At 68.1% G+C, this 23,270-nt stretch carries 16 protein-coding genes; 9 read left to right on the top strand and 7 right to left on the bottom strand.

Going from position 1 to position 23,270, the window contains the following annotated elements; all coding sequences use genetic code 11:
• Window positions 1-6 precede the first annotated feature (6 nt).
• Both ACYRGX_RS01065 and uca read left to right on the top strand, forming a co-directional pair.
• Window positions 7-642, top strand: coding sequence for an urea amidolyase associated protein UAAP2 (locus ACYRGX_RS01065; RefSeq protein ID WP_473054771.1), 636 nt, complete (start codon window positions 7-9; stop codon window positions 640-642).
• A 206-nt stretch (window positions 643-848) separates the two neighbouring features.
• Entirely contained in the window at window positions 849-4,451 is a 3,603-nt protein-coding gene (gene uca / locus ACYRGX_RS01060) for an urea carboxylase (protein WP_473054770.1), read from the top strand.
• Between the two features lie 16 nt (window positions 4,452-4,467).
• Here the strand turns inward: uca and znuB are convergent, their stop codons facing one another.
• Genes znuB through ACYRGX_RS01045 form a run of 3 tightly spaced genes read right to left on the bottom strand, consistent with a single transcriptional unit; the run spans window position 4,468 to window position 6,492 of the window.
• Window positions 4,468-5,253, bottom strand: coding sequence for a zinc ABC transporter permease subunit ZnuB (gene znuB, locus ACYRGX_RS01055; protein WP_473054769.1), 786 nt, complete (start codon window positions 5,251-5,253; stop codon window positions 4,468-4,470).
• Window positions 5,246-6,013 carry a zinc ABC transporter ATP-binding protein ZnuC gene (gene znuC, locus ACYRGX_RS01050; RefSeq protein WP_473054768.1) on the bottom strand — a complete coding sequence of 256 codons (768 nt, stop codon included), beginning with the start codon at window positions 6,011-6,013 and terminating at the stop codon, window positions 5,246-5,248. The genes znuB and znuC overlap by 8 nt, the downstream gene beginning before the upstream one ends.
• Window positions 6,010-6,492, bottom strand: a complete 483-nt coding sequence (locus ACYRGX_RS01045; RefSeq protein ID WP_473054767.1) for a Fur family transcriptional regulator — start codon at window positions 6,490-6,492, stop codon at window positions 6,010-6,012. The genes znuC and ACYRGX_RS01045 overlap by 4 nt, the downstream gene beginning before the upstream one ends.
• A gap of 61 nt (window positions 6,493-6,553) precedes the next feature.
• Here ACYRGX_RS01045 and znuA point away from each other — a divergent pair, with 61 nt between their 5' ends.
• From znuA to ACYRGX_RS01030, 3 genes are all read left to right on the top strand, one after another.
• Window positions 6,554-7,480, top strand: a complete 927-nt coding sequence (gene znuA, locus ACYRGX_RS01040; protein WP_473054766.1) for a zinc ABC transporter substrate-binding protein ZnuA — start codon at window positions 6,554-6,556, stop codon at window positions 7,478-7,480.
• A gap of 94 nt (window positions 7,481-7,574) precedes the next feature.
• On the top strand, window positions 7,575-10,859 hold the full coding sequence (locus ACYRGX_RS01035) for an LAGLIDADG family homing endonuclease (RefSeq protein ID WP_473054765.1): 3,285 nt from the start codon (window positions 7,575-7,577) through the stop codon (window positions 10,857-10,859).
• Window positions 10,860-10,870: 11 nt separating this feature from the next.
• Window positions 10,871-11,566: a TSCPD domain-containing protein gene (locus ACYRGX_RS01030; protein WP_473054764.1), complete on the top strand. Its 696-nt coding sequence runs from the start codon at window positions 10,871-10,873 to the stop codon at window positions 11,564-11,566.
• Between the two features lie 9 nt (window positions 11,567-11,575).
• On the opposite strand, the gene ACYRGX_RS01025 is transcribed toward ACYRGX_RS01030, so the two are convergent.
• Window positions 11,576-12,529 carry a homoserine kinase gene (locus ACYRGX_RS01025; RefSeq protein WP_473054763.1) on the bottom strand — a complete coding sequence of 318 codons (954 nt, stop codon included), beginning with the start codon at window positions 12,527-12,529 and terminating at the stop codon, window positions 11,576-11,578.
• Window positions 12,530-12,728: 199 nt separating this feature from the next.
• Between ACYRGX_RS01025 and polA the strand changes: the two genes are divergently transcribed.
• Complete coding sequence (gene polA, locus ACYRGX_RS01020) at window positions 12,729-15,470, top strand: DNA polymerase I (protein WP_473054762.1); 2,742 nt, start codon at window positions 12,729-12,731, stop codon at window positions 15,468-15,470.
• 281 nt (window positions 15,471-15,751) lie between these two features.
• Here the strand turns inward: polA and ACYRGX_RS01015 are convergent, their stop codons facing one another.
• Together ACYRGX_RS01015 and ACYRGX_RS01010 are read right to left on the bottom strand one after the other, a co-directional pair.
• Window positions 15,752-17,044: a peptidylprolyl isomerase gene (locus ACYRGX_RS01015; protein WP_473054761.1), complete on the bottom strand. Its 1,293-nt coding sequence runs from the start codon at window positions 17,042-17,044 to the stop codon at window positions 15,752-15,754.
• Window positions 17,025-19,811, bottom strand: a complete 2,787-nt coding sequence (locus ACYRGX_RS01010; RefSeq protein ID WP_473054760.1) for an LPS-assembly protein LptD — start codon at window positions 19,809-19,811, stop codon at window positions 17,025-17,027. The genes ACYRGX_RS01015 and ACYRGX_RS01010 overlap by 20 nt, the downstream gene beginning before the upstream one ends.
• A gap of 126 nt (window positions 19,812-19,937) precedes the next feature.
• Here ACYRGX_RS01010 and ACYRGX_RS01005 point away from each other — a divergent pair, with 126 nt between their 5' ends.
• From ACYRGX_RS01005 to ACYRGX_RS00995, 3 genes are read left to right on the top strand one after another with little or no spacing between them, the layout of a single operon-like run.
• Window positions 19,938-20,948, top strand: coding sequence for an aminoglycoside phosphotransferase family protein (locus ACYRGX_RS01005; RefSeq protein ID WP_473054759.1), 1,011 nt, complete (start codon window positions 19,938-19,940; stop codon window positions 20,946-20,948).
• Window positions 20,945-21,619, top strand: a complete 675-nt coding sequence (gene murU, locus ACYRGX_RS01000) for an N-acetylmuramate alpha-1-phosphate uridylyltransferase MurU (RefSeq protein ID WP_473054758.1) — start codon at window positions 20,945-20,947, stop codon at window positions 21,617-21,619. Before ACYRGX_RS01005 ends, murU begins: the two co-directional genes overlap by 4 nt.
• A 1-nt stretch (window position 21,620) precedes the next feature.
• Complete coding sequence (locus ACYRGX_RS00995) at window positions 21,621-22,385, top strand: TerB family tellurite resistance protein (protein WP_473054757.1); 765 nt, start codon at window positions 21,621-21,623, stop codon at window positions 22,383-22,385.
• Here ACYRGX_RS00995 and ACYRGX_RS00990 read toward each other — a convergent pair.
• Window positions 22,382-23,254, bottom strand: a complete 873-nt coding sequence (locus tag ACYRGX_RS00990) for a DUF3530 family protein (protein WP_473054756.1) — start codon at window positions 23,252-23,254, stop codon at window positions 22,382-22,384. The genes ACYRGX_RS00995 and ACYRGX_RS00990 overlap by 4 nt on opposite strands.
• Window positions 23,255-23,270 lie beyond the last annotated feature (16 nt).

Genomic DNA, 23,270 nt, shown 5'->3' with positions numbered 1-23,270 from the left:
CGCGCCATGAATCTCACCCCCAGCGACCTGCAGCCCGCCAGCGCCGCATTCCGCCACGAGATCCCGGCCGGCGAGCCCTACCTGTTCGAGGTTAAGGCCGGGCAGACCCTGCGCCTGCACGACCTGGAAGGCAACCAGGCCATCGACACCCTGTTCTTCAGCGCCGCCAGCCCGCGTGAGCGCTACGACGTGCAGCGCACCCTGCGTCGGCAGAACCGCGTCTACCTGGTCGCCGGCAGCGTGCTCTACTCGAACCTCGGCAACCCGATGCTGACCCTCACCGCCGACACCTGCGGCCGCCACGACACCCTCGGTGGCGCCTGCGCCCAGGAAAGCAACACGGTGCGCTACGCCATCGACAAGCGCTCCATGCACAGCTGCCGCGACAACTTCCTGCGCGCCAGTCTGCACGACGGTCGCCTGGGCAAGCCGGACATCAGCGCCAACATCAACTTCTTCATGAACGTGCCGGTCACCCCCGAGGGCGGCCTGACGTTCGAGGACGGCATCTCCGCGCCCGGCAAGTACGTCGAACTGCGCGCCGAGATGGACGTGATCGTGCTGATCTCCAACTGCCCGCAACTGAACAACCCCTGCAACGGCTGGAACCCAACGCCGGCCGAAGTGCTGATCTGGGATTGAGGGTGTGGGCGGTGATGGGTATCGCTGCGCTCAACCTACGCGGCCCGACCCATCCTACGAGGCGCTGGGTGTGTACCCGTAGGATGGGTTGAGCGCAGCGATACCCATCGAGCCCAGCCCAAACCCCGCTGGCCTTTCCGTCCTGGACGACCGGGATGCACACCGAATGACGGCGGGACGGCCCGCCCACTTCGAGGACGCCTCGAATGTTTAGCAAACTGCTGATCGCCAACCGCGGCGCCATCGCCTGCCGCATCCTGCGCACCCTGGACACGCTCGGCGTGCAGGGCGTCGCGGTATACGCCGAGGCGGACGCCGCCAGCCTGCACCTGCAGCAGGCTGGCGAAATCCACAGCCTCGGCGACGGCCCGGCCGCCGCCACCTACCTAGCAGTGGAGAAGATCCTCGCGGTCGCCCGTGCCAGCGGCGCCCAGGCGATCCATCCCGGCTATGGCTTCCTCTCCGAGAACGCCGCCTTCGCCGAGGCCTGCGAGGCCGCCGGCATCGCCTTCGTCGGTCCGACGCCGGCGCAGCTGCGCCTGTTCGGCCTCAAGCACACCGCCCGCGCCCTGGCCCGGGAACATGGCGTGCCGCTGCTCGAAGGCAGCGACCTGCTGGAATCCATCGAGGCGGCGCAGACGGCCGCCGCGACCGTGGGCTTCCCGGTGATGCTCAAGAGCACCGCCGGCGGTGGTGGCATCGGCATGCGCGTGTGCCGCTCGGCGGCCGAACTGGGCGAAGCCTTCGAGGCGGTGCGCCGCCTGGGGCAGAACAACTTCAGCGATGCCGGGGTGTTCGTCGAGAAGTACATCGAGCGCGCCCGCCACCTGGAGGTGCAGGTGTTCGGCGATGGCGCCGGCGAGGTGATCGCCCTGGGCGTGCGCGACTGCTCGGTACAGCGGCGCAACCAGAAGGTGCTCGAGGAAACCCCCGCGCCGAACCTCCCCGAAGGCATAGCCGAAGCACTCTGCGAAGCCGCCGTGCGCCTGGCGCGCGCCGCCAGCTACCGCAGCGCCGGCACCGTCGAGTTCGTTTACGACGACGCAGCGGGGCGCTTCTACTTCCTCGAGGTGAACACCCGCCTGCAGGTCGAGCACGGGGTTACCGAGCAGGTCTGGGGCGTCGACCTGGTGCGTTGGATGATCGAGCTGGCCGCCGGCGAGCTGCCGCCGCTGGCCGAACTGGCCGCGCCGCTCAAACCGCGTGGACACGCCGTGCAGGCGCGGCTGTACGCCGAAGATCCGGGCCGCGACTTCCAGCCCAGCCCCGGCCTGCTCAGCGCCGTGGCTTTCCCGCCGGCGGATGGCCGGCGCCTGCGCATCGATACCTGGGTCGAGGCCGGCTGCGAGATTCCGCCGTACTTCGATCCGATGATCGCCAAGCTGATCGCCTGGTCCGAAGACCGCGCCGGCGCCGTCGCCGCGCTGGACGAGGCGCTGGCGCAGACACAGCTCTACGGCGTGGAGAGCAACCGTGGCTACCTGCGGCAGATCATCGCCGATGCGCCCTTCGCCGAGGGCCGCGCCTGGACCCGCTGCCTGGAGTCCCTGGTGTACCGCGCCGAGACCTTCGAGGTGCTCGCCGCCGGCACCCAGACCACCGTGCAGGACGCCCCCGGTCGCCTCGGCTACTGGGCGGTCGGCGTGCCGCCGTCGGGGCCGATGGACAACCGCGCGCTGCGCCTGGGCAACCGCCTGCTGGGCAACCCGGAAGGTGCCGCGGCGCTGGAAATCACCCTCAGCGGGCCGACCCTGCGTTTCAACACCGACGCCGTGCTGGCGGTGACCGGCGCGCCGATCCCGCTGACCCTCGATGGTGTCGCGCAGCCGATGGACACCGCGCTGCACGTCGCCGCCGGCAGCACCCTGGCGCTCGGCACCCTGGCCGGCGTCGGCGCACGCAGCTACCTGTGCCTGCGCGGCGGCCTGCAGGTGCCCGACTACCTGGGCAGCAAGAGCACCTTCACCCTCGGCCAGTTCGGCGGCCATGCCGGTCGCGCGCTGCGTGCCGGCGACGTGCTGCACCTGGCGCCGCTGGCCGATGCCAGTGCCGGCGCGCAACTGCCCGCCGGGCTCTATCCGCCGCTGCCGGCGCTGCGTGAACTGCGGGTGATCTACGGCCCGCACGGCGCGCCGGAATACTTCACCCCGGCCTACATGCAGGCGTTCTTCGCCGCCGAATGGGAAGTGCACTTCAACTCCAGCCGCACCGGCGTGCGGCTGATCGGGCCGAAGCCCGAGTGGGTGCGCGAGAGCGGCGGCGAGGCGGGTCTGCACCCGTCGAACATCCACGACAACCCCTACGCGGTCGGCGCCATCGACTTCACCGGCGACATGCCGGTGATCCTCGGCCCGGACGGCCCGAGCCTCGGCGGCTTCGTCTGCCCGGTGACCATCATCGAGGCCGACCTCTGGCAGATGGGCCAGCTCAAGGCCGGCGACAAGCTGCGCTTCGTGCCGGTGGACGTCGCCCAGGCGCGCGCCCTGGCGCAGGCCCAGGCCGAGGAGTACCGCAACCTGGCGCCGCTGGCCTGCGAGCTCAAGCCTGCGACCGAACCGGCCTCGCCGATCGTCCTCGACCTGGGCGCCGAAGACACCCGGCTGATCGCACGGCTCTCCGGTGATACCCACCTGCTGTTGGAAATCGGCCCGGCCGAGCTGGACCTGGTGCTGCGTTTCCGCGGCCACGCGCTGATGCAGGCGCTGGAAGCCCAGGCGCTGGACGGGGTGATCGACCTGACCCCGGGCATCCGCTCGCTGCAGGTGCACTACCAGCCCGAGACGCTGCCGCTGCAGCGCCTGCTCGATAGCGTCGCCGGGCTGTGGGACGCCGTCTGCGCCAGCGGCGACCTGACGGTGCCGTCGCGCATCGTCCACCTGCCGCTGTCCTGGGACGACCCGGCCTGCCGCCTGGCTATCGAGAAGTACATGACCACGGTGCGCAAGGACGCGCCCTGGTGCCCGAGCAACCTGGAGTTCATCCGCCGCATCAACGAGCTGGCCGACATCGATGAGGTCTATCGCACGGTGTTCGACGCCAGCTACCTGGTGATGGGCCTGGGCGACGTCTACCTCGGCGCGCCGGTGGCCACGCCGCTGGACCCGCGACATCGTCTGGTGACCACCAAGTACAACCCGGCGCGCACCTGGACCGCGGAGAACTCCGTGGGCATCGGCGGCGCCTACCTGTGCGTGTACGGCATGGAAGGCCCCGGCGGTTACCAGTTCGTCGGCCGCACCCTGCAGATGTGGAACCGCTACCGCGAGGTCGAGGCCTTCCACGGCAAGCCCTGGCTGCTGCGCTTCTTCGACCAGATCCGCTTCTACCCGGTGTCCGCCGAGGAGCTGCTGCAGATTCGCCGCGACTTCCCGCTGGGCCGCTACCCGCTGCGCATCGAGCAGAGCGAGCTGTCGCTGGCCGACTACCAGCGCTTCCTCGCCGCCGAGGCCGACGGCATCGAGGCATTCCGCACGCACCAGCGCGCGGCCTTCGATGCCGAGCGGCAGCGCTGGATCGCCAACGGCCAGGCCGAGTTCGAGCTGGAGGAGCCGGCGCCGGAAGCGGAGGCCGACGCGCCGCTGGCCGCCGGTCAGCAGGCGGTGGAGAGCCACATCGCCGGCAACCTCTGGCAGCTGGCGGTGGAGGAGGGCGCGCGGGTCGAGGCCGGCGACACCCTGGTGATCCTCGAGTCGATGAAGATGGAAATCCCCTTGCTGGCGCCCTGCGCCGGCGTGGTCCGCGAGATCCTCGCGCAGCCGGGCAGCGCCGTGCGCGCCGGCCAGCGGGTGGCGGTGATCGAGCAGGACTGAGGGCCGGGACGGCGCGTTAGGCGCGCCGCGGCAGGGCGAAGCTGGCGAGGAACAGGCCGGCGGCGCAGACCACGATGGACGGCCCGGCCGGGGTGTCCTGGTACCAGGACAGGCTCAGCCCCAGGCACACCGCGAGCATGCCCAGCGCGCTGGCCCCGGCGGCCATCTGCTCGGGCGTGCGGGCGTGGCGCTGTGCAGCAGCGGCGGGAATGATCAGCAGCGAGGTGATCAGCAGCACGCCGACGATCTTCATCGCCACGGCGATGACGATGGCGATCAGCAGCATCAGCGCCAGGCGGATGCCGGCCACCGGCAGGCCTTCGACCTTCGCCAGCTCCTCGTGCACGGTGACCGCCAGCAGCGGCCGCCAGAGCAGTGCCAGGCCCACCAGCACCAGCGCGCCGCCGCCGACGATCCAGGCGAGGTCGCCGGCGCTGACCGCCAGCAGGTCACCGAACAGGTAGTTCATCAGGTCGATGCGCACATCCTGCATGAAGCTCAGCGCCACCAGCCCGAGGGACAGGGTGCTGTGCGCGAGGATCCCCAGCAGGGTGTCCGAGGCCAGCGGCTGGCGTTGCTGCAGGGTGGTCAGCAGCAGTGCCAGCAGCAGGCAGCAGGCAGTCACTGCAAGCATCGGGCTGACGTCCAGCAGCAGGCCCAGTGCGACCCCGAGCAGGGCGGCATGGGACAGGGTGTCGCCGAAGTAGGCCATGCGCCGCCAGACCACGAAGGAGCCGAGCGGGCCTGCTACCAGCGCCAGGGCCAGCCCGGCGAGCAGCGCGTTGACGAGAAAGTCAGTCATGTTTGCAGTGGGGACCGTGTACGTGGGGCGCGACGACGCTGCCGTGCAGGTCGTGATCGTGGTCGTGGTGGTGCTGGTAGATGGCCAGCGAGCGGGCATCGTTGCCGAACAGTTCGACGAAGGCCGGGTCCGTGCTGACCTGCTCGGGATGCCCGGAGCAGCACACGTGGCCGTTCAGGCAGATCACCTGGTCGGTGGCGCTCATCACCAGGTGCAGGTCGTGGGAAACCATCAGCACGGCGCAACCATGGCGCTCGCGCAGGCGTCCGATCAGCCGGTAGAGTTCGGCCTGGCCGGCGACGTCGACGCCCTGCACCGGCTCGTCGAGCACCAGCAACTGGGGTTCGCGCAGCAGCGCCCGGGCCAGCAGCACGCGCTGCATCTCGCCGCCGGAGATCGCCTGCACCGGGCTGTCGATCACCTGGGGCGCGCCGACCTCTTCGAGCGCCGCGCGGGCACGGGCACGATCGACCTTGGGCAGCAGTTGCAGGAAGCGCAGCACGGTCAGCGGCAGCGTGGCGTCCACCTGCAGCTTCTGCGGCATGTAGCCGATGCGCAGCTGCGGCTGGCGCCAGACTTCGCCGCGCTGCGGCTTGAGCAGGCCGAGCACGACCCGCACCAGGGTGGTCTTGCCGGCGCCGTTGGGGCCGATCAGGGTGACGATGCGCCCCGGCTGCAGGGCCAGGTCGACGCCATCGAGGATGCTGCGGCCGGAAAAGCTGATGGCGACATCCGTCAGGCGCAGCAGCGCATCGCTCATGCCGCCTCCTGGCAAGCCGCGCAGAGTCCCAGCACCTCGACCATCTGCGCTTCGGCGGCGAAGCCCAGGGTCTTCGCGCCTGCGTTGATCGCCTCGCTGATCTGCTCGCCCTGCATCTCGATCGCCGAGTGGCATTCGCGGCAGATGAGGAACTGTCCCTGGTGGGCGTGTGCCGGGTGGTTGCAGCCGATGAAGGCGTTGAGCGAGGCGAGGCGATGCACCAGGCCGTTTTCCTGGAGGAACTCCAGGGCGCGGTAGACGGTGGGCGGCGCGGCCTTGCGGCCATCGTCGGCGCTGAGTACGGCGAGGATGTCGTAGGCACCGAGCGGCTTGTGGCTCTGCCAGACCAGTTCCAGCACGCGCTTGCGCAGCGCGGTCAGCCGTGTGCCCTGGCGTGCGCAGAGCACTTCGGCCTCGGCCAGGGCGCTGTGTACGCAGTGGCTGTGGTCGTGGGGACGAAAGGCGAGGGGAGTCTTCATGGGCGACGTCCTTGGGTAGAGACGTTATTCTATTGCCCTTTGTCCTCCAGGTCTGCCTCCAGTGATCCGCCTGCTCGTTGCCTTCGCGCTCTTTCTCTCCGCCACCCTGGCCCAGGCCGAGGTGCGCCTGCTCACCAGCATCAAGCCGCTGCAACTGATCGCCGCGGCGGTGCAGGACGGTGTGGGCGAGCCGCAGGTGCTGTTGCCGCCGGGCGCCTCGCCGCACCACTTCGCCCTGCGCCCCTCGGACCTGCGGCGTTTGCAGCAGGCCGACCTGTTCTACTGGGTGGGCCCCAATCTGGAGGCCTTCCTCGGCAAGGTGCTGGTGCAGCGCAAGGGACCGAGCGTGGCGCTGCAGCAATTGCCTGGGCTGTATCTGCGGCATTTCCCGCAGACTGCGCAGGCCCATGAGCACGAGCACGAGCACGAGCACGAGGATGCAGACGCCGATCACGATCACGCCCCGGGCGCGCTCGATGCCCACCTCTGGCTGGCGCCGGCCAACGCCAGGGTGATCGCGGCGAGCATGGCGGCCGACCTGTCCGCGGCCGATCCCGCCAACGCGGCCCGCTACGCGGCCAACCTGGCGACCTTCGAAAAGCGCCTGACGCAAGTGGACGCACAGCTGGGTCCGCGTCTGGCCGGTCTGGCGAACAAGCCGTTCTTCGTCTTCCACGACGCCTATGGCTACTTCGAGGAACACTATGGACTGCAGCATGCCGGCGTCTTCAGCGTGCTCGGCGAGGTCCAGCCGGGCGCCCGCCACGTGGCGGCAATGCGCGCCGCGCTGCAACAGGCCGGGCCGTCCTGCGTGTTCAGCGAGCCGCCGGTGCTGCCGCGCCTGGCGGCGACCCTGACGGAGGGGCTGCCGGCACGCCTGGAGCAGCTCGATGCGCTGGGGATGGACATCCCCGCCGACGCCGAGGGCTACCCGGTGCTGCTCGAACAGTTGGGCGGCTCGCTGGCGAACTGCCTGGAGTCGCTCTGACGCAGGAACCGATTGTCCGCGCCGTTGATTTGCATCACTCGGTCTTTGTCCATACTGCCTAGGGTCTCATTTCCACCAGGACAGGAGGCGCGAGATGGACAAGGCGGATCAAGGCGGCACCCTGGACGAGCGGGCGGCACGGGTCGAGATTCCCCTGCAACCGGCCTCCGAGGATATCTGGGCGCAGAAGTACCGGCTCAGCGACCGCAATGGCGTGCCCCTGGACGCCAGCGTGGACGCCACTTGGCAACGGGTGGCGCGGGCGCTGGCCGAGGTCGAGGAGGCTCCGCGCCGCGAGCACTGGTACGCGGAATTCCTCTGGGCCCTGCGCAACGGCGCGATTCCTGCCGGGCGGATCATCTCCAATGCCGGCGCCCAGGCGCACAAGCCGGCGACCTCGACCATCAATTGCACGGTCTCGGGCAACATCCGCGACTCGATGGACGACATCCTCGGCAAGGTCCACGAGGCCGGGCTGACCCTCAAGGCCGGCTGCGGCATCGGCTACGAGTTCTCCACCCTGCGCCCACGCGGCTCCTTCGTCTCCGGCGCCGGTGCGCACACCAGTGGGCCGCTGTCGTTCATGGACGTGTTCGACAAGATGTGCTTCACCGTCAGTTCCGCCGGTGGCCGGCGTGGTGCGCAGATGGGCACCTTCGACGTAGCCCATCCGGACGTGCGCGAATTCATCCGCGCCAAGCGCGAGGACGGTCGCCTGCGCCAGTTCAACCTCAGCCTGCTGATCACCGATGGCTTCATGCAGGCGGTACGCGAGGACGGCGACTGGCCGCTGATCTTCCCGCTGCACGCCAAGGAGCTCCCCGAGGTGGACCTCGACGACAGCGACACGGTGCTCTGGCGCGAATGGCCGATTCATGAGGAGTACCGGGTGCGCGAGGACGGCCTGGTCGCCTGTCGGGTCTACGGGCGCGTGCGGGCCCGGCACCTGTGGGACATGATCATGGCCTCCACCTACGACTTCGCCGAGCCGGGCTTCATCCTCATCGACCGGGTCAACGAGCTGAACAACAACTGGTGGTGCGAACGCATCCGCGCGACCAACCCGTGCGTCACCGCCGACACCTGGGTCCACACCCGCGAAGGACCACGCCAGGTCGGCGAGCTGATCGGCCGCCCCTTCGTCGCCCGTGTCGACGGCAGCGAGCATGCCAGTACGGCTGAAGGCTTCTTCCTCACCGCGCGCAAACCGGTGCTGCGTCTGGCGCTGCGCGAGGGTCAGCAATTGCGCCTGACTGCCGACCATCGCGTGCGCCGTGTCGTGCGACAGACTCGCTGGAGCCTGGAAAGCGAATGGTGCGCGGCGGGCCAGTTGCAACCCGGCGATCGGCTGCTGCTCAACGATCATCGGCAGACCCCGCACTGGCCGGGCACGCTGTCGGCGGAGCAGGGCTATTTGCTCGGCCTGCTACTGGGTGACGGCACCCTGAAAAGCGACTGCGCGGTGCTCAGTGTGTGGCGCGCGGCGGCTCAGGCGAATGCGCCGGCCTCCTGCGGAGCTGCCGCCCAGGCGCTGATGGCGGAGGCGCTGCGCTGCATCGAGTCGCTGCCTGGTAACCGCCGCAGCGACTTCGCCGGCTGGATGGTGGTGCCCGGGCGTGGCGAATGGCGGCTGAAATCCGTAGCGCTGCGTGATCTAGCCTTCGAGCTGGGCCTGGCGCCGGGCGCCAAGGCGATCACGCCGGCGCTGGAGAAGGCCTCCAGCGAGGCATGCCGGGGCTTCCTGCGCGGCTTTTTCGACGCAGACGGAAGCGTCCAGGGTAGCCAGGCCAAGGGTGTCTCCGTGCGCCTGGCGCAATCCGACCGGGTGTGTCTGCAGGCCATGCAGCGGATACTCGGACGGCTGGGGATTCTTTCGACGATCTACGCGCGCCGGGTGGCCGGCAGCGCGCTGCTACCGGATGGCCGCGGTGGGGCGCGCGATTACCCGACCCAGGCGCAGTACGAACTGGTCATCAGCGGCGAGGGCCTGGCGGACTATGCAGCGCTGATCGGCTTTGCCGACAGTGACAAGGCGGCGAAGCTGGCGCGAGCGCTGGCGGGTTATCGGCGCAAGCTCAACCGCAGCCGCTTCGTCGCCTGTGTCGAGTCGCTCAGCGAGGACGGCTGCGAGGACGTCTACGATGTGCAGATCCCCGGCATCAATCGCTTCGACGCAAATGGCCTGCACGCCCACAACTGCGGCGAGCAACCGCTGCCGCCCTACGGCTCCTGCCTGCTCGGTTCGGTGAACCTGACCGGCTTCGTGCTCGATCCCTTCGGCGCCGAGGCGCGCTTCGACTGGGAGCGCTTCCGCCGGGTGGTGCGGGTGTTCACGCGCATGCTCGACAACGTGGTGGAGATCAACGGTCTGCCGCTGGAACAGCAGCGCGCGGAGATCCTCGGCAAGCGTCGCCACGGCATGGGTTTCCTCGGCCTGGGTTCGGCGCTGACCCTGCTCAAGCTGCGCTACGGCAGCCCGGAGGCCTGCGTGTTCACCGAGGAGGTGGCGCGCGAGATGGCGCTGGTCGGCTGGGATGTGGCGCTGGAACTCTCCCGGGAGAAAGGTCCGGCGCCGCTGCTGGCCGAGGAATTCGAGGTCACCGCCGAGATGCTGCGTCAGCGTCCGGAAATGGCCGCCGACGGCGTGGCGGTCGGCGACAGGTTGCCAGGACGGGTGCTCCACGCGAAGTACTCGCGCTACCTGCAGAAGATCGCCGAGCACGCGCCAGAGCTGGTCGCGGCGCTGGCCGCGGAGGGCGCCCGCTTCACCCACCACAGCTCCATCGCGCCCACCGGCACCATCAGTCTGAGCCTGGCCAACAACGCCTCCAATGGCATCGAGCCGAGCTTCGCGCATCACTATTCGCGCAACCTGATCCGCCCCGGGCGCAAGGCCAAGGAGAAGGTCGAGGTGTTCAGCTACGAGCTGCTCGCCTATCGCCAGTGGGTCGATGGTCAGGCGCGGCCGGATGCCGAGGACGCGACGCATCGCCTGCCGGACTATTTCGTCGCGGCGGATGAGGTGACGCCGACCCAGCACGTGGACATCCAGGCGGCGGCGCAGAAGTGGGTCGACTCGTCGATCTCGAAGACCGCCAACGTGCCCACCGACTACCCCTTCGAGCAGTTCAAGGATATCTACCTGTACGCCTGGCAGCAGGGCCTGAAGGGCTGCACCACCTTCCGCTTCAACCCGGCGGCGTTCCAGGGCGTGCTGGTCAAGGACAGCGATCTCGCCAACACCCTCTATCGCTTCGAGCTGGAGGACGGTCGCGTCCTCGAGCTGCGCGGCAACGAGGAAGTGGAGTACGACGGTGAGGTGAATACCGCGGCCAACCTGTTCGATGCCCTCAAGGAGGGCTACTACGGCAAGTACTGAGGATTTCCGAGATGCCCGTGAAGATCGAGCAACGCATCAAGAGTTTCCGGGTGGTCGACCCCAGTGTCGAGCACACGGCCAGCGAATCCAGCGCCGAGGAGGGCGGTAGCAAGCCGGTACAGATGAACGAGGCGCTGGAGCGCCCCGAGGTACTGATCGGCTCCACCTACAAGATCAAGTCGCCGTTGTTCGAGCATGCGCTCTACGTGACGGTCAATGACGTACTGCTCAACGCCGGCACGCCCCACGAGCAGCGCCGACCCTTCGAGATCTTCATCAACTCGAAGAACATGGATCACTTCCAGTGGATCGTCGCGCTTACCCGGATCATGTCCGCGGTGTTCCGCAAGGGCGGCGACTGCACCTTCCTGGTCGAAGAGCTCAAGGCGGTGTTCGACCCGCGCGGCGGCTACCTGAAGAAGGGCGGGGTCTACATGCCCTCGATCGTCGCGGAGATCGGTGCGGTGCTGGAGCGCCATCTCATCGCCATTGGCCTGATGGAGGGGCAGGGCCTGGATGAGGCGCAGAAGCGCTACCTGGCGGAGAAGCGCGCCGCTTACGAGGCCAGCCAGGGCGCCAGCACCGCCGAGCCCGGTGACGGTTTTCCGCCCGGGGCGCAGCTATGCAGCAAGTGCAGCACCCAGGCGGTGATCCAGATGGACGGCTGCGCCACCTGCCTCAACTGCGGCCACTCCAAGTGCGGTTGAGACGGGCGCTCAGAGCGCCATCGGCAGTGGGATAGCCACCTGCTGCCGATGGCGCAGGCGCTGGAGAAATTCGCCCGGATCATGGATCAGCACCTCCTGGCCGGCGAAGGCCTCGGCGGCAATCGCCCGAGACAGCCAGAAGCGCAGGCAGGCGAGGCGCAGCATCAACGGCCAGAGTTCGACTTCGGCGACGCTGAAGTGGCGTTGTGCGGCGTAGGCGGCGAGCAAGGATTCGGCCCGTTGCGTATCGAGGCGTCCGCTGGCGTCGGAGCACCAGTCGTTCACCGCGATGGCCAGGTCGTAGAGCATCGGCCCGGAGCAGGCGTTGTAGAAGTCGATGACCCCGGCCAGGTGCGCGCCTTCGAACAGCGCGTTGTCCTTGAACAGGTCCGCATGCAGGTTGGCCCGCGGCAGGGCCTGGATCGCCTGCTGTTGCGTGCCGACCTCGGCGAGCACGGCTTCGAGCATCTGCCGGTCGGCCTCGGCGAGGCCGGCGAGTTGCGCGGGCGCCTGGGAGAGCATCCAGTCGATGCCTCGGTCGCTGCGTCGTTCGAGCATCCGGGCGCCGCACGTGGCCAGGTGCAGGCGGCCCTGGAAGTCACCGACCTCACGGCAGTGGTGGGGATTGGGCTCGCGCAGGTGGTTGCCGGCGAGGCGTGGCTGCAGCAGTGCGGGGCGCTCCTTGAGACGCCGCAAGGCGTGGCCGTCGCGTCCGGGGATGGCGTAGGGCACCGGAAGTCGCGCCTGGTGCAGCACTTCGAGCAGTTCCACGAAGAATGGCAGGTCCTGCACGGGGCCGCGCTCGACCAGCGTCAGTACGTATTCGCCCGACTCCAGGCTGACGAAGAAATTGCTGTTCTCGCTACCGGCGGCGATGCCCTGGAAGCCGCGCAGGCGACCCAGGTCGTAGTCGGCGAGGAAGGCTTCGAGTTCGTCGAAGGCGAGAGGGGTGAAGACCGACATCGATTGTCCCGTTGTAAGGCATAAAAACGTGAAGGGGCGCGGTGGCCGGTACACGGCCGCGAGGCCCGGCCATGATAATCTGTGCCCATTCATTCATGTGGTGCGGCCATTCTAGGCTTCGGCGCGGTTTCCTCACAGGCTCGTGGGCGACCTTGCTCCAGCCTGGCGCCGACCGCTCTCGCAAAGGTTGATCCCCTGCATGAGCCAGACCCCCCTCGTCCTGGTGGACGGTTCCTCCTACCTGTACCGCGCCTTCCACGCCCTGCCGCCGCTGACCGCATCCAATGGCAAGCCCACCGGCGCGGTGAAGGGCGTGCTGAACATGCTTCTGAGCCTGCGCCGGCAGTACCCGCAGAGCCCCTTCGCGGTGGTCTTCGATGCCAAGGGCCCGACCTTCCGCGACGAGATGTTCGCCGAGTACAAGGCCCAGCGCCCGCCCATGCCCGACGATCTGCGCGTGCAGATCGAGCCGCTGCACGCCTGCGTGCGCGCCCTCGGGCTGCCGCTGCTGTGCGTCGAGGGCGTCGAGGCGGATGACGTCATCGGCACCCTGGCGCGGCAGTGCGCGGCGCTGGGGCGTGACGTGGTGATTTCCACCGGCGACAAGGACATGGCGCAACTGGTCTGTCCGCATGTCACCCTGGTCAACACCATGACCGGCAGCGTCTACGACATCGAGGGCGTGAAGAACAAGTTCGGCGTCGGTCCGGAATTGATCATCGACTTCCTCGCGCTGATGGGCGACAAGGTCGACAACATCCCCGGAGTGCCGGGGGTCGGCGAGAAGACGGCCTGCGGTCTGCTCAACGGTATCGAGGGCGGCCTGGAAGGCCTCTACGCCAACCTCGACCAGGTCGCCGGCCTGCCGATCCGCGGCGCCAAGAGTCTCGGCGCCAAGCTCGAGGAGCATCGCGATGCGGCGTTTCTCTCCTACACCCTGGCGACCATCAAGACGGATGTGACGCTGGATGTGGAGGTGACCGACCTGATGCCCGGTGAGCCGCACCGCGAGGCGTTGATCGCGCTGTACCGCGAGCTGGAGTTCAAGAACTGGCTGGACGACCTGCTGCGCGAGGCCAAGGCGGCCGAGAGCGGTGAGGAAGCGGCTGGCGAGCCGTCGATCCAGGCCGAAGCCGAGTACGAGGTGGTGCTCGAACAGGCGCAGTTCGACACCTGGCTGGAGCGTCTGCGCGGCGCCAGCGCCTTCGCCTTCGACACCGAGACCACCAGCATCGACGCCCAGCGCGCCGACCTGGTCGGCGTGTCCTTCGCCGTGGAGGAGGGCCAGGCCGCCTACGTGCCGCTGGCACACAGCTACATGGGCGCGCCGACGCAGCTCGACCTCGACGCGGTGCTGGCGGCGCTCAAGCCGCTGCTGGAGGATGCCGCGCGGGCGAAGATCTGCCAGCACGGCAAGTACGACATGAACGTGCTGATGCGCTACGGCATCGAGCTGCGCGGGCTGGCCTTCGACACCATGCTCGAATCCTACGTGCTCGACGCCACTGCCACCCGCCACGACATGGACAGCCTGGCGCTGAAGTATCTGGGCCGCGGCACCATCCGCTTCGAGGAGATCGCCGGCAAGGGCGCCAAGCAGCTGACCTTCGATCAGATCGCCATCGAGCAGGCAGGCCCCTACGCCGCCGAGGATGCCGACGTCACCCTGCGCCTGCACCAGAAGCTGTGGCAGAAGCTGGAGACGATCCCGTCGTTGGCCAAGGTGCTGCGCGAGATCGAGATGCCACTGGTGCCGGTGCTGGCGCGCATCGAGCGCAACGGTGCGCTGGTCGATGCCAAGCGCCTCGGCGAGCAGAGCCTGGAACTGGCGGAGAAGCTCGAGCGCCTGGAGCGCGAGGCCTTCGACATCGCCGGCGAAGAATTCAACCTGGGCTCGCCCAAGCAACTGGGCGCGATCCTCTACGAGAAGCTCGGTTGCCCGGTGCTGTCGAAGACCGCCGGCGGCCAGCCATCCACCGCCGAGGGTGTGCTCGCCGAGCTGGCCGAGCAGGACTACCCGCTGCCCAAGGTGATCATGCAGCACCGCAGCCTGAGCAAGCTCAAGGGCACCTACACCGACAAGCTGCCGCAGCAGATCAACCCGCGCACCGGGCGCATCCACACCAGCTACCACCAGGCGGTGACTGCCACCGGGCGGTTGTCCTCGTCCGATCCGAACCTGCAGAACATCCCGATCCGTACTGCCGAAGGGCGGCGCATTCGCCAGGCCTTCGTCGCCCCCGAGGGCTACCGCCTGCTGGCGGCGGACTACTCGCAGATCGAGCTGCGCATCATGGCCCACCTGGCCCAGGACGCCGGCCTGCTGCACGCCTTCCAGAACGACCTGGACATCCACCGTGCCACCGCCGCCGAGGTGATGGGCGTGGGGCTGGACGCGGTGACTTCCGAGCAGCGCCGCAGCGCCAAGGCGATCAACTTCGGACTGATCTACGGCATGAGCGCCTTTGGCCTCGCCAAGCAGATCGGCGTCGATCGCAAGGAGGCGCAGGCCTACATCGACCGTTACTTCCAGCGCTATCCCGGGGTGCTCGACTACATGGAGCGCACCCGCGCCCAGGCGGCCGAGCAGGGCTTCGTCGAGACGCTCTTCGGCCGGCGCCTGTACCTGCCGGAGATCGCCTCGAAGAACGCGGCGATGCGCAAGGCGGCTGAGCGCACGGCGATCAATGCGCCGATGCAGGGTACCGCGGCGGACATCATGAAGCGCGCCATGGTCGCGGTCGACGAATGGTTGCAATCCTCCGGCGTGGATGCCCGCGTGATTCTCCAGGTACACGACGAACTGGTGCTGGAGGTGCGCGAGGCCGCGCTGGACGAGGTGCGCGGGCAGGTCGTGAAACTGATGAGCGACGCGGCCGAGCTGTCGGTACCGCTGCGGGTTGAAGCCGGTGTGGGCGGCAACTGGGATGAGGCGCACTAAAAACTTCGTGGTGCAGTGAACTTTTGCCCGTTTGTGGGAGTCTGAGCTGCTGAATGGGTGAAGCCGTTCAAATGCTCCTTGTTGTGTTTAGTGTTGGCAGATATCCGGGCCTCGCCCTAGCGGTCCGGAGTTGGACCCCGAACTTCCCCTCCCCATACGAAGTTCGGGGTTTTTTTTCGCCTGGATTTTCTCCGAGGCCGTGAACGGAACATCCGCAGGCCCGGGCAAAAAAAATCCGCTGCGGTTGCCCGGCAGCGGATTCTCGGGTAACGCGTTCGAGATCAGAGCTTGATTTCGACGTAGGCCTCATCGCGAATCTGGCGCAGCCAGTTCTGCAGCTCTTCGTCGTACTTGCGGTTACGCAGCAGGTTGCGTGCCTGCTGTTCGCGCGCTTGCTGGGTGTTGTCGCTGGCGCGACGGCCAAGCACTTCCAGAACGTGCCAGCCGAAGGGGCTCTTGAACGGCTTGGACAGCTCGTTGACCGGGGTCTCGTTCATCACGCGACGGAATTCGGGGACCAGGACGTCCGGGGAAACCCAGCCCAGGTCGCCACCGTTGAGCGCCGAGCCCGGATCTTCCGAGAAGCTGCGTGCGAGGTCGGCGAAGTTTTCCCCGTTCTTGATGCGCTGGTAGAGGCGCTCGGCCAGGCGTTCGGTCTCGGCTTCGCTGCGGATCTCGCTGGGCTTGAGCAGGATATGGCGGACATGTACTTCGTCGACCATCTGGTTCTGTCCGCCACGCTTGCCCAGCACCTTGAGGATGATGAAGCCGGAGGGGGTACGGATCGGCTGGGTGATGTCGCCGTCGTTCATGGAACCGACCATGGCGTCGAACGGGGGCGGCAACTGGGCGGCCTTGCGCCAGCCGAGTGCGCCGCCTTCGAGGGCGTTGTCGCCCGCGGAGCGGGCGATTGCCGTACGGGCGAAGTCGGCGCCGTTCTGCAACTGCTGGTAGATCTCATTGGCCTGACGCTCGGCAGCCTCGATGGCTTCGGAGGTGGCGCCATCGGGGAGCGGAACGATGATGTTGGCCAGGTTGTACTCTTCGGACAACTGCAGCTTGCCCAGGTCCGAGGCGAGGAAGTTCTGCACCTCCTGATCGGTGACCTGGATGCGCTCGGCGACACGCGCCTGGCGCACACGGCTGAGGATCATCTCGCGACGTACCTGCTCGCGGGCCTGCTCGAAGGAGAGTCCGTCCTTGGCCACCGCGGAGCGGAATTGCTCGAGGCTCATGCCGTTGCGCTGGGCGATGGTCTGCATGGCGTCGTTGAGCTCATCGTCGCCAATGCGGATGCCGGCGCGCTGGCCCATCTGCAACTGGAGATTCTCCAGCACCAGGCGGTCGAGCACCTGACGCTCGAGCTGGTCGTGCGGCGGCTGCTCGGCGCCCTGACGGGCGATGTTCTGCTCGACCTCGGTGACGCGCTGGTCGAGCTGGCTCTTCATGATCACGTCGTTGTCGACGATGGCGACGATGCGGTCCAGCGGCTGGACTTGCGCCTGGGCGCCGGCGCCCAGCAGGAGTGCGCCCAACAGCAGGGGGCGCAACTTGTCAGAAAGCTTTTTCTTCACGTTCGCTATAACCTTCGATGCCTTGGGTGAGGAAGGACTCGACGTTGTTGCCGGTCACGCCGCCCAACCCTTTGAGGACGATCTGCAAGAAGATGCCGCGGTCGGGCTGATCGTTGCGATCGGGGTTCAGGCTGCGCTCGTCGTAGTCGATCCAGTAGCGGTTGACCACGCGCAGTTTCCAGCAGCAGCTGTCGTACTCGAAGCCACCGAAGGCTTCCAGAGTACGGTTGCGGTTGTAGTCGTACTGCCAGCGGCTGATCAGGCTCCACTGCGGACCCAGGGGCCAGATGGTGGAGAGGTCGTGCTGGCTGATCTTGTAGTAGTCCTTGATGTAGTTCGGGTTTGCGGAACCGTCCGCAAGGGTCTCCGAGCCATAGTCGCTGCCGGTCTTCCAGGTACCGGTGGCACGGTCGAAGCGCACCGCGTCGTTGCGATAGCGGTAGCCCAGGTTGACGATCTTGCGCGGCTCGTCTTCCGGCTGGTAGTGGAACATCGCGCTGCCCGAGCGGGTGACGTGCTGGTCCGGGTCCCAGTTGAAGGTGGAGGTCAGGCGCCAGTCGCGGTTGAAGCGGAACTGGTAGGCCATCGCAATGGGCGACACCGAGGATTGCGCATCGTCGCGATCGCGGTAGTCGATGCCGGGCATCTGCACCTTGCGATCCTCGAGGTAGTAGGCCTGGCCGATGCTGGCGCGCTGGCGCTCGAAGCCGTCGGCGTCGAGCCAGCGGCTGGTGACGCCCAGCGACAGCTGGTTGGCGTCGCCGATGCGGTCGGAGCCGGAGAAGCGGTTGTCCTGCCACAGCGAGTCGTAGGTGAACATGCGTTCGCTGGTGTCGAAGACCGGGATGTCGTCCTGGTCTTCTTCCGGCACGTAGAGGTAGAACGCGCGCGGCTCCAGGGTCTGCCGGGAGGTGCCGAACAGGCTGGTCTCGCGGTCGAAGTACAGGCCGCTGTCGAGGCTGTAGATCGGCACGCCGCGGTTCTGGTTGTCGTGATAATCCTGACCGGGCTGGAGAGTCGCCAGGCCCTGGGAGTCCAGGTCCAGATCGTACTGGGTGTAGGCGTACTTGAGCGTCGGCTTGAGGAAGCCGGAGCGCCATTCCAGCGGCAGGCTGACCGCCGGCTCGAGGTGCAGGCGGGTGCCCTCGGCGCGATTCAGCCCCTGCAGGCGATTGTCGTACCACTCTTCGGCAACGCCGTCGCGGTTGGTGAAGTCGCCGTTCTTCAGGCTGCGCTCGAAGCGCACCAGTTCACTCTGGTAGCTCAGCTGCAGGCCGCCCGGCTGGAACGGCAGCTTGCCGTCGAGGGTGAGCTGCGGCAGGCGGTCGTACGGAGTGATGTCGGTGACCGTGGCGCGCTCGTAAGCATGCGCATTCAGCCGCGCGGTGTAGCTGTCGCCGCGCCAGGTCAGGGCGCCGCGCTGGTCGACGAAGTCATCGGTACTGATACCCAGGTTGGTGTTCAGGTCCTGGAAGTAGTACGGGTCGCTGATATCGGTGTAGTCGACCTCGGCGAGCAGCCGCGAGTCGAGCCCGGTGCGGTGCTGCCAGTGGTACATCCAGCGCTGGTCCTGGTACTCGGACTGGTTCTTGCGCTCGCCCTCGGAGTCCTTGAGGTAGGCGCCACCGACCTTCCCTTCGCTGGAGCGCGTCAGGTAGCGCAGCTCGCCTTCCATGAGCAGGCCACGCTTGCTCATGTAGTTGGGATACAGGGTGGCGTCGAAGTTCGGCGCCAGGTTGAAGTAGTAGGGCGTGGTGACGCTCAGGCCCGAGTCGCTGTCGCTGCCGATGGTCGGCATGAGGAAGCCGGACTGGCGACGATCGTCGATGGGGAAGTACAGGTACGGCGTATAGAACACCGGGACGTCCTTCACCCGCAGGGTCACGTTGGTGGCGCTGCCGAAACCGGTGTTGGGGTCGAGCGTGACGTTGTTGCCGCGCAGTTCCCAGGTGTTCTCGCCCGGCTCGCAACGGGTGTAGGTACCGTCCTTGAGACGGATCACCGCGTCGGCCTCGCGCTTGGCGTAGCGCGCGCTGCCGTGCACACGAGCCTGGTGGATGACGTACTCGGCGTTGTCGATCTGCGCCTCGCCGTTGTCCAGTTGCAGTTCGGCACGGTCGCCGAGTACCAGCGCGCCCCGGTCGCGCATGCGCACGTTACCGATCAGCTCGCCCTTGTTCTCCAGCTGGCGCAGGTTGGCCTCGTCGGCCTCCACCTGCAGGCGGCCCTGGCGCATCACCACGTCGCCGGCGAGGGTCGCGACCTGCTGCTGTTGCTCGTAGCGCGAGGCGTCGGCGGAAAGGTACAGCGGCGCCTGGTTGAGCGGCGTGTCGTCGTCCATGCCCGGCCGGTTGGGCTCGACGTAGGTGCCGGCACAGTACGGCGCCACTTCGGCCAGTTGGGCGGCGCTGAGCTGCTCGCGCGGTACCCAGTCCAGACGGCTGTGGTCGGTGCCCTCGAGGGCCAGCGGGCGGGCCTGGATGCCGGCGACGGCGGCGTTGCCACGGCTGCCGACGGCCTCGTCGGCGCCCGTCGTGCGGCTCGCCGGCTTGGCGCTGCTGGCGGCAGCGGCCTGCGGTTGCGGACGCGGTGGCAGCGAGGCATTGGACTGGCGCGGTGCGCAGGCCCAGCCGCCGCTGGCCGAGGCCTGGCAATCGAACTGTTCGGCGGCAACCACGTATTGCGCGGCGACTGGCTGCATCGCCAGCAGGCCACCGGTTACCAGGAGAGGGAATTTCTTGCGAAACGCGGGGGAGATGACTGCCATCTTTTGATCCAGGCTTCCTGCGCGCGAAAAGCCGCTGGGGCTGCACGCCTCTCGATGGGCGGATAAGATGCCGGATGATAGAGCATGACCTGCTCAACGGCTAGCGTTCTGCGGAGTAACCCCTTGATGCCACACGATCTACGCCTGCAGCAGCTGCAGGCCTGGCTGGATGCGCAACTTCCCGCGCTCTGCGCGGCCCGCGGCTGGAGCCGCGACGGCGAGCGCCTGACCCCGGCCAGCAGCGACGCCAGCTTCCGCCGCTATTTCCGCTGGGAGGCCGATGGCCACAGCCTGATCGTCATGGACGCGCCGCCGGCCACGGAGGACTGCCGACCGTTCGTCAAGGTCGCCGGCTTGCTCGCGGGCGCCGGACTGCGCGTGCCGGAGATTCTTGCCCAGGACCTGGTGGAAGGCTTCCTGCTGCTCGAGGACCTCGGTCGGCAGATCTATCTGGACGTACTCGACGAGGGTAATGCCGACCGTCTGTTCGGCGCCGCGGTCGACAGCCTGCTGCGTCTGCAGCGGCTGCCCCTGGACGCCGATCTGCCGGTCTACGATGAAGCGCTGCTGCGTCGTGAGCTGCAACTGTTCCCCGAGTGGTACGTTGGCCGTCACCTCGGCTTGAGCTTCGACGCCGCCCAGCAGGCCGCCTGGGATCAGGTCTGCCGGCAATTGATCGACAGCGCGCTGGCGCAGCCGCGGGTGCTGGTGCATCGCGACTTCATGCCGCGCAACCTGATGCCCGGTGAAACCCAACCGGGTGTGCTGGACTTCCAGGACGCGGTCTACGGCCCGGTCAGCTACGACATCACCTGCCTGTTCAAGGACGCCTTCATCAGTTGGCCGGAAGCGCGTGTGCAGGGCTGGCTGGCCGATTACTGGCAACGCGCCCGGGCACTCGGCCTGCCGCTGCCGGCGGCGCTGGAGGACTTCCTGCGAGCCAGCGACCTGATGGGCGTGCAGCGTCACCTGAAGGTCATCGGCATCTTCGCGCGTATCTGCCACCGCGACGGCAAGCCGCGCTACCTGGCCGATGTGCCGCGCTTCTTCGCCTACATCGACGCGGTGCTCGCCCGACGTCCCGAGCTGGACGGTCTGCGCACGTTGCTTGCCGACCTGCGTGGTCCTGCCGCATGAAGGCGATGCTGCTGGCGGCCGGCAAGGGCGAGCGCATGCGCCCGCTGACGCTGCACACGCCCAAACCCTTGCTGCCGGCGGCCGGCCGGCCGCTGATCGAGTACCACCTGTTGGCGCTGGCCGCGGCCGGCATTCGCGAGGTGGTCATCAACCATGCCTGGCTCGGCGAGCAGATCGAGGCGCATCTCGGCGATGGCGCGCGCTTCGGTCTGCGCCTGCATTACTCCGCCGAGGGCGAGCCGCTGGAAACCGGTGGTGGCATCTTCAAGGCGCTGCCGTTGCTCGGTGATGAGCCCTTCCTGCTGGTGAACGGTGACGTCTGGGGCGACTTCGACTTCATCACGTTGCAGCGTCCGCTGGAGGGCGACCTGGCGCGGCTGCTGCTGGTCGACAATCCGCCGCACCACCCTGCGGGGGACTTCCTGCTCGACGCGGCCGGGCGGGTGCACGAGGCCGGCGAGGGCCTGCGGCTCACCTACAGCGGCGTGGCGCAACTCGATCCGCGGCTGTTCGAGGGTTGCCAGGCTGGCGCCTTCAAGCTCGCGCCGCTGCTGCGCCAGGCGATGGTTGCCGGGCGTGTGGGCGGCGTGCGCCAACAGGGCCGCTGGGTCGACGTCGGCACCCCGGAACGGCTCGCGGATGTCGAGCGCATGCTCGCCGAGGCGCCCTGAGATGCTCTGGCTGGGGACTCTCGGTGGCATTGCGGCAGGCTATGCGATTGCCGACATTCCGGGCGCGCTGCTCGGCGGGCTGCTTGGCCAGGTGCTCGACCGGCAACTGAAGCTGCGCTCCTGGCGGGAGTTGCGCCAGCGCCTGCGTGGGCGTCGTGGGCCCGATCTGCAGAGCCTGCGCTTCATGCTCATGGGGCGGGTCGCCAAGTGCGAGGGACGGGTCGCGGAAGCGCACATTCGCCAGGCCCGCGAGGAAATGCGCGCACTGGGGCTCGAAGGCGATGAGTTGCGCCGCGCCATCGATGCCTTCTCCCGAGGCAAGCTGGCCGCGGACGAGCTGCGCGAGCCGCTGCAGGCCTTGCGCGGTGATCGGGTGATTGTCGAAAGCCTGATAGCCGCCTGCTGGCGCATGGCCGCGGCCGATGGTCGCTATGGCAACGTCGAGCGCCGTCTGATCGTCGAATGGGGCGCCTGGCTGGGCCTGAACGAAGCGCAGACGGTGGCCTTGCGCCCGGCGCCGAAGACCGGCGGACCGCCATCCTCCGGCGGCAACGATGCCTACCGCCAGGCCCTGAAGCTGCTGGGCATCGGCGAGGAGAGCGACGAGCAGGCGATCAAGCGGGCCTATCGGCGTCAGCTCAGCCGCCACCATCCGGACAAACTGGCAGGTGCGGGCGCCACCGAGGCCGAGGTGCGACGCGCCACCGAACGTACCGGCGAGTTGCACACGGCCTATGCGCTGGTGCGCAAGCAACGTGGTTTCTAGTGGAAATTGTGTGACAACCAGCCGCGCACGCGACTGGCCAATCGCTGCTCTTCGCCGTCGCTGTCGGCGAGCACGTCCAGATTGACCTGCGCGTAGTTGGCGTGCCCGAGGTTGGCCAGGCGCCGCAGGCGCTGGCCGGCCGGGTCGTGCTCGGCATAGTTGTAGTCACCGACCGGCAGGCTCAGGCCGCTCAGCAGAGGCGGCAGCGCAGCGGCGGCGAGCGCCGGCTGTTCGGCGTCGATCATCAGCAGGCCCTGGGCCAGCGCGTTGTCGCTGCTCAACGCCAGGGCCGCCCAGTAGGCGGCGCTGCCGTGGGTCAGGAGCACCACGGGCTTGAGCTGCGCCTGTTGCGCATAGGCACGGGCGGCGCCCAGGCGGGCGGCGATGGCTGCGGCGTAGGTCGCCTCGGGCGAGGCCGCAGGGGCGTCGGTGGTGGCGGGGGCTGCGTCGCTGTTCGCATCGGCCGCTGGGGCGGGTGCGGGCAGCGGCGGATCGGGTGGATCGGGCAGCATCAGGCTGAGGGTGTGCCATTCGGCGTGTGGCAGTTCCCTGCGCAGCGGGCCGACCACGTCCGGCCAGTCCGCATGCTCGTCGGCACCGGGAAGAATCACCACCAGGCCCTTGGGATGAGCGCTTTCCGCCGGTCGCCACAGTGCCAGGAAGTCGCCGTCCGGCAGTGGCAGGCGTACCTGCTCTTCGGCGGGCAGGCTGCGTTGCAGGCCCTGGGCCGCTTCCTCGCTGCGGGTGAGTAGCGGTGCGCGTGGCGCTGCGCTGGGCTCGGTCGGTGCCGCAGCGGTGGGCTCGGCGGCCTGCAACGACGGCAGGACCAACAGGGTTCCCAGGCACCAGGCTCGGGCATATGCGCGCATCGGAATCGACCTCCGG

Source organism: Pseudomonas sp. R4-15, from assembly GCF_055768815.1.
This window is presented reverse-complemented; position numbering and strand designations above follow the sequence as displayed.

Bases quoted from the DNA above. Each gene is read 5' to 3' on its own strand.
- ACYRGX_RS01065 (WP_473054771.1), top strand. From the start codon at position 7: ATGAATCTCACCCCCAGCGACCTGCAGCCCGCCAGCGCCGCATTCCGC.
- uca (WP_473054770.1), top strand. From the start codon at position 849: ATGTTTAGCAAACTGCTGATCGCCAACCGCGGCGCCATCGCCTGCCGC.
- znuB (WP_473054769.1), bottom strand. From the start codon at position 5,253: ATGACTGACTTTCTCGTCAACGCGCTGCTCGCCGGGCTGGCCCTGGCG.
- znuC (WP_473054768.1), bottom strand. From the start codon at position 6,013: ATGAGCGATGCGCTGCTGCGCCTGACGGATGTCGCCATCAGCTTTTCC.
- ACYRGX_RS01045 (WP_473054767.1), bottom strand. From the start codon at position 6,492: ATGAAGACTCCCCTCGCCTTTCGTCCCCACGACCACAGCCACTGCGTA.
- ACYRGX_RS01035 (WP_473054765.1), top strand. From the start codon at position 7,575: ATGGACAAGGCGGATCAAGGCGGCACCCTGGACGAGCGGGCGGCACGG.
- ACYRGX_RS01030 (WP_473054764.1), top strand. From the start codon at position 10,871: ATGCCCGTGAAGATCGAGCAACGCATCAAGAGTTTCCGGGTGGTCGAC.
- ACYRGX_RS01025 (WP_473054763.1), bottom strand. From the start codon at position 12,529: ATGTCGGTCTTCACCCCTCTCGCCTTCGACGAACTCGAAGCCTTCCTC.
- polA (WP_473054762.1), top strand. From the start codon at position 12,729: ATGAGCCAGACCCCCCTCGTCCTGGTGGACGGTTCCTCCTACCTGTAC.
- ACYRGX_RS01010 (WP_473054760.1), bottom strand. From the start codon at position 19,811: ATGGCAGTCATCTCCCCCGCGTTTCGCAAGAAATTCCCTCTCCTGGTA.
- ACYRGX_RS01005 (WP_473054759.1), top strand. From the start codon at position 19,938: ATGCCACACGATCTACGCCTGCAGCAGCTGCAGGCCTGGCTGGATGCG.
- murU (WP_473054758.1), top strand. From the start codon at position 20,945: ATGAAGGCGATGCTGCTGGCGGCCGGCAAGGGCGAGCGCATGCGCCCG.
- ACYRGX_RS00995 (WP_473054757.1), top strand. From the start codon at position 21,621: ATGCTCTGGCTGGGGACTCTCGGTGGCATTGCGGCAGGCTATGCGATT.
- ACYRGX_RS00990 (WP_473054756.1), bottom strand. From the start codon at position 23,254: ATGCGCGCATATGCCCGAGCCTGGTGCCTGGGAACCCTGTTGGTCCTG.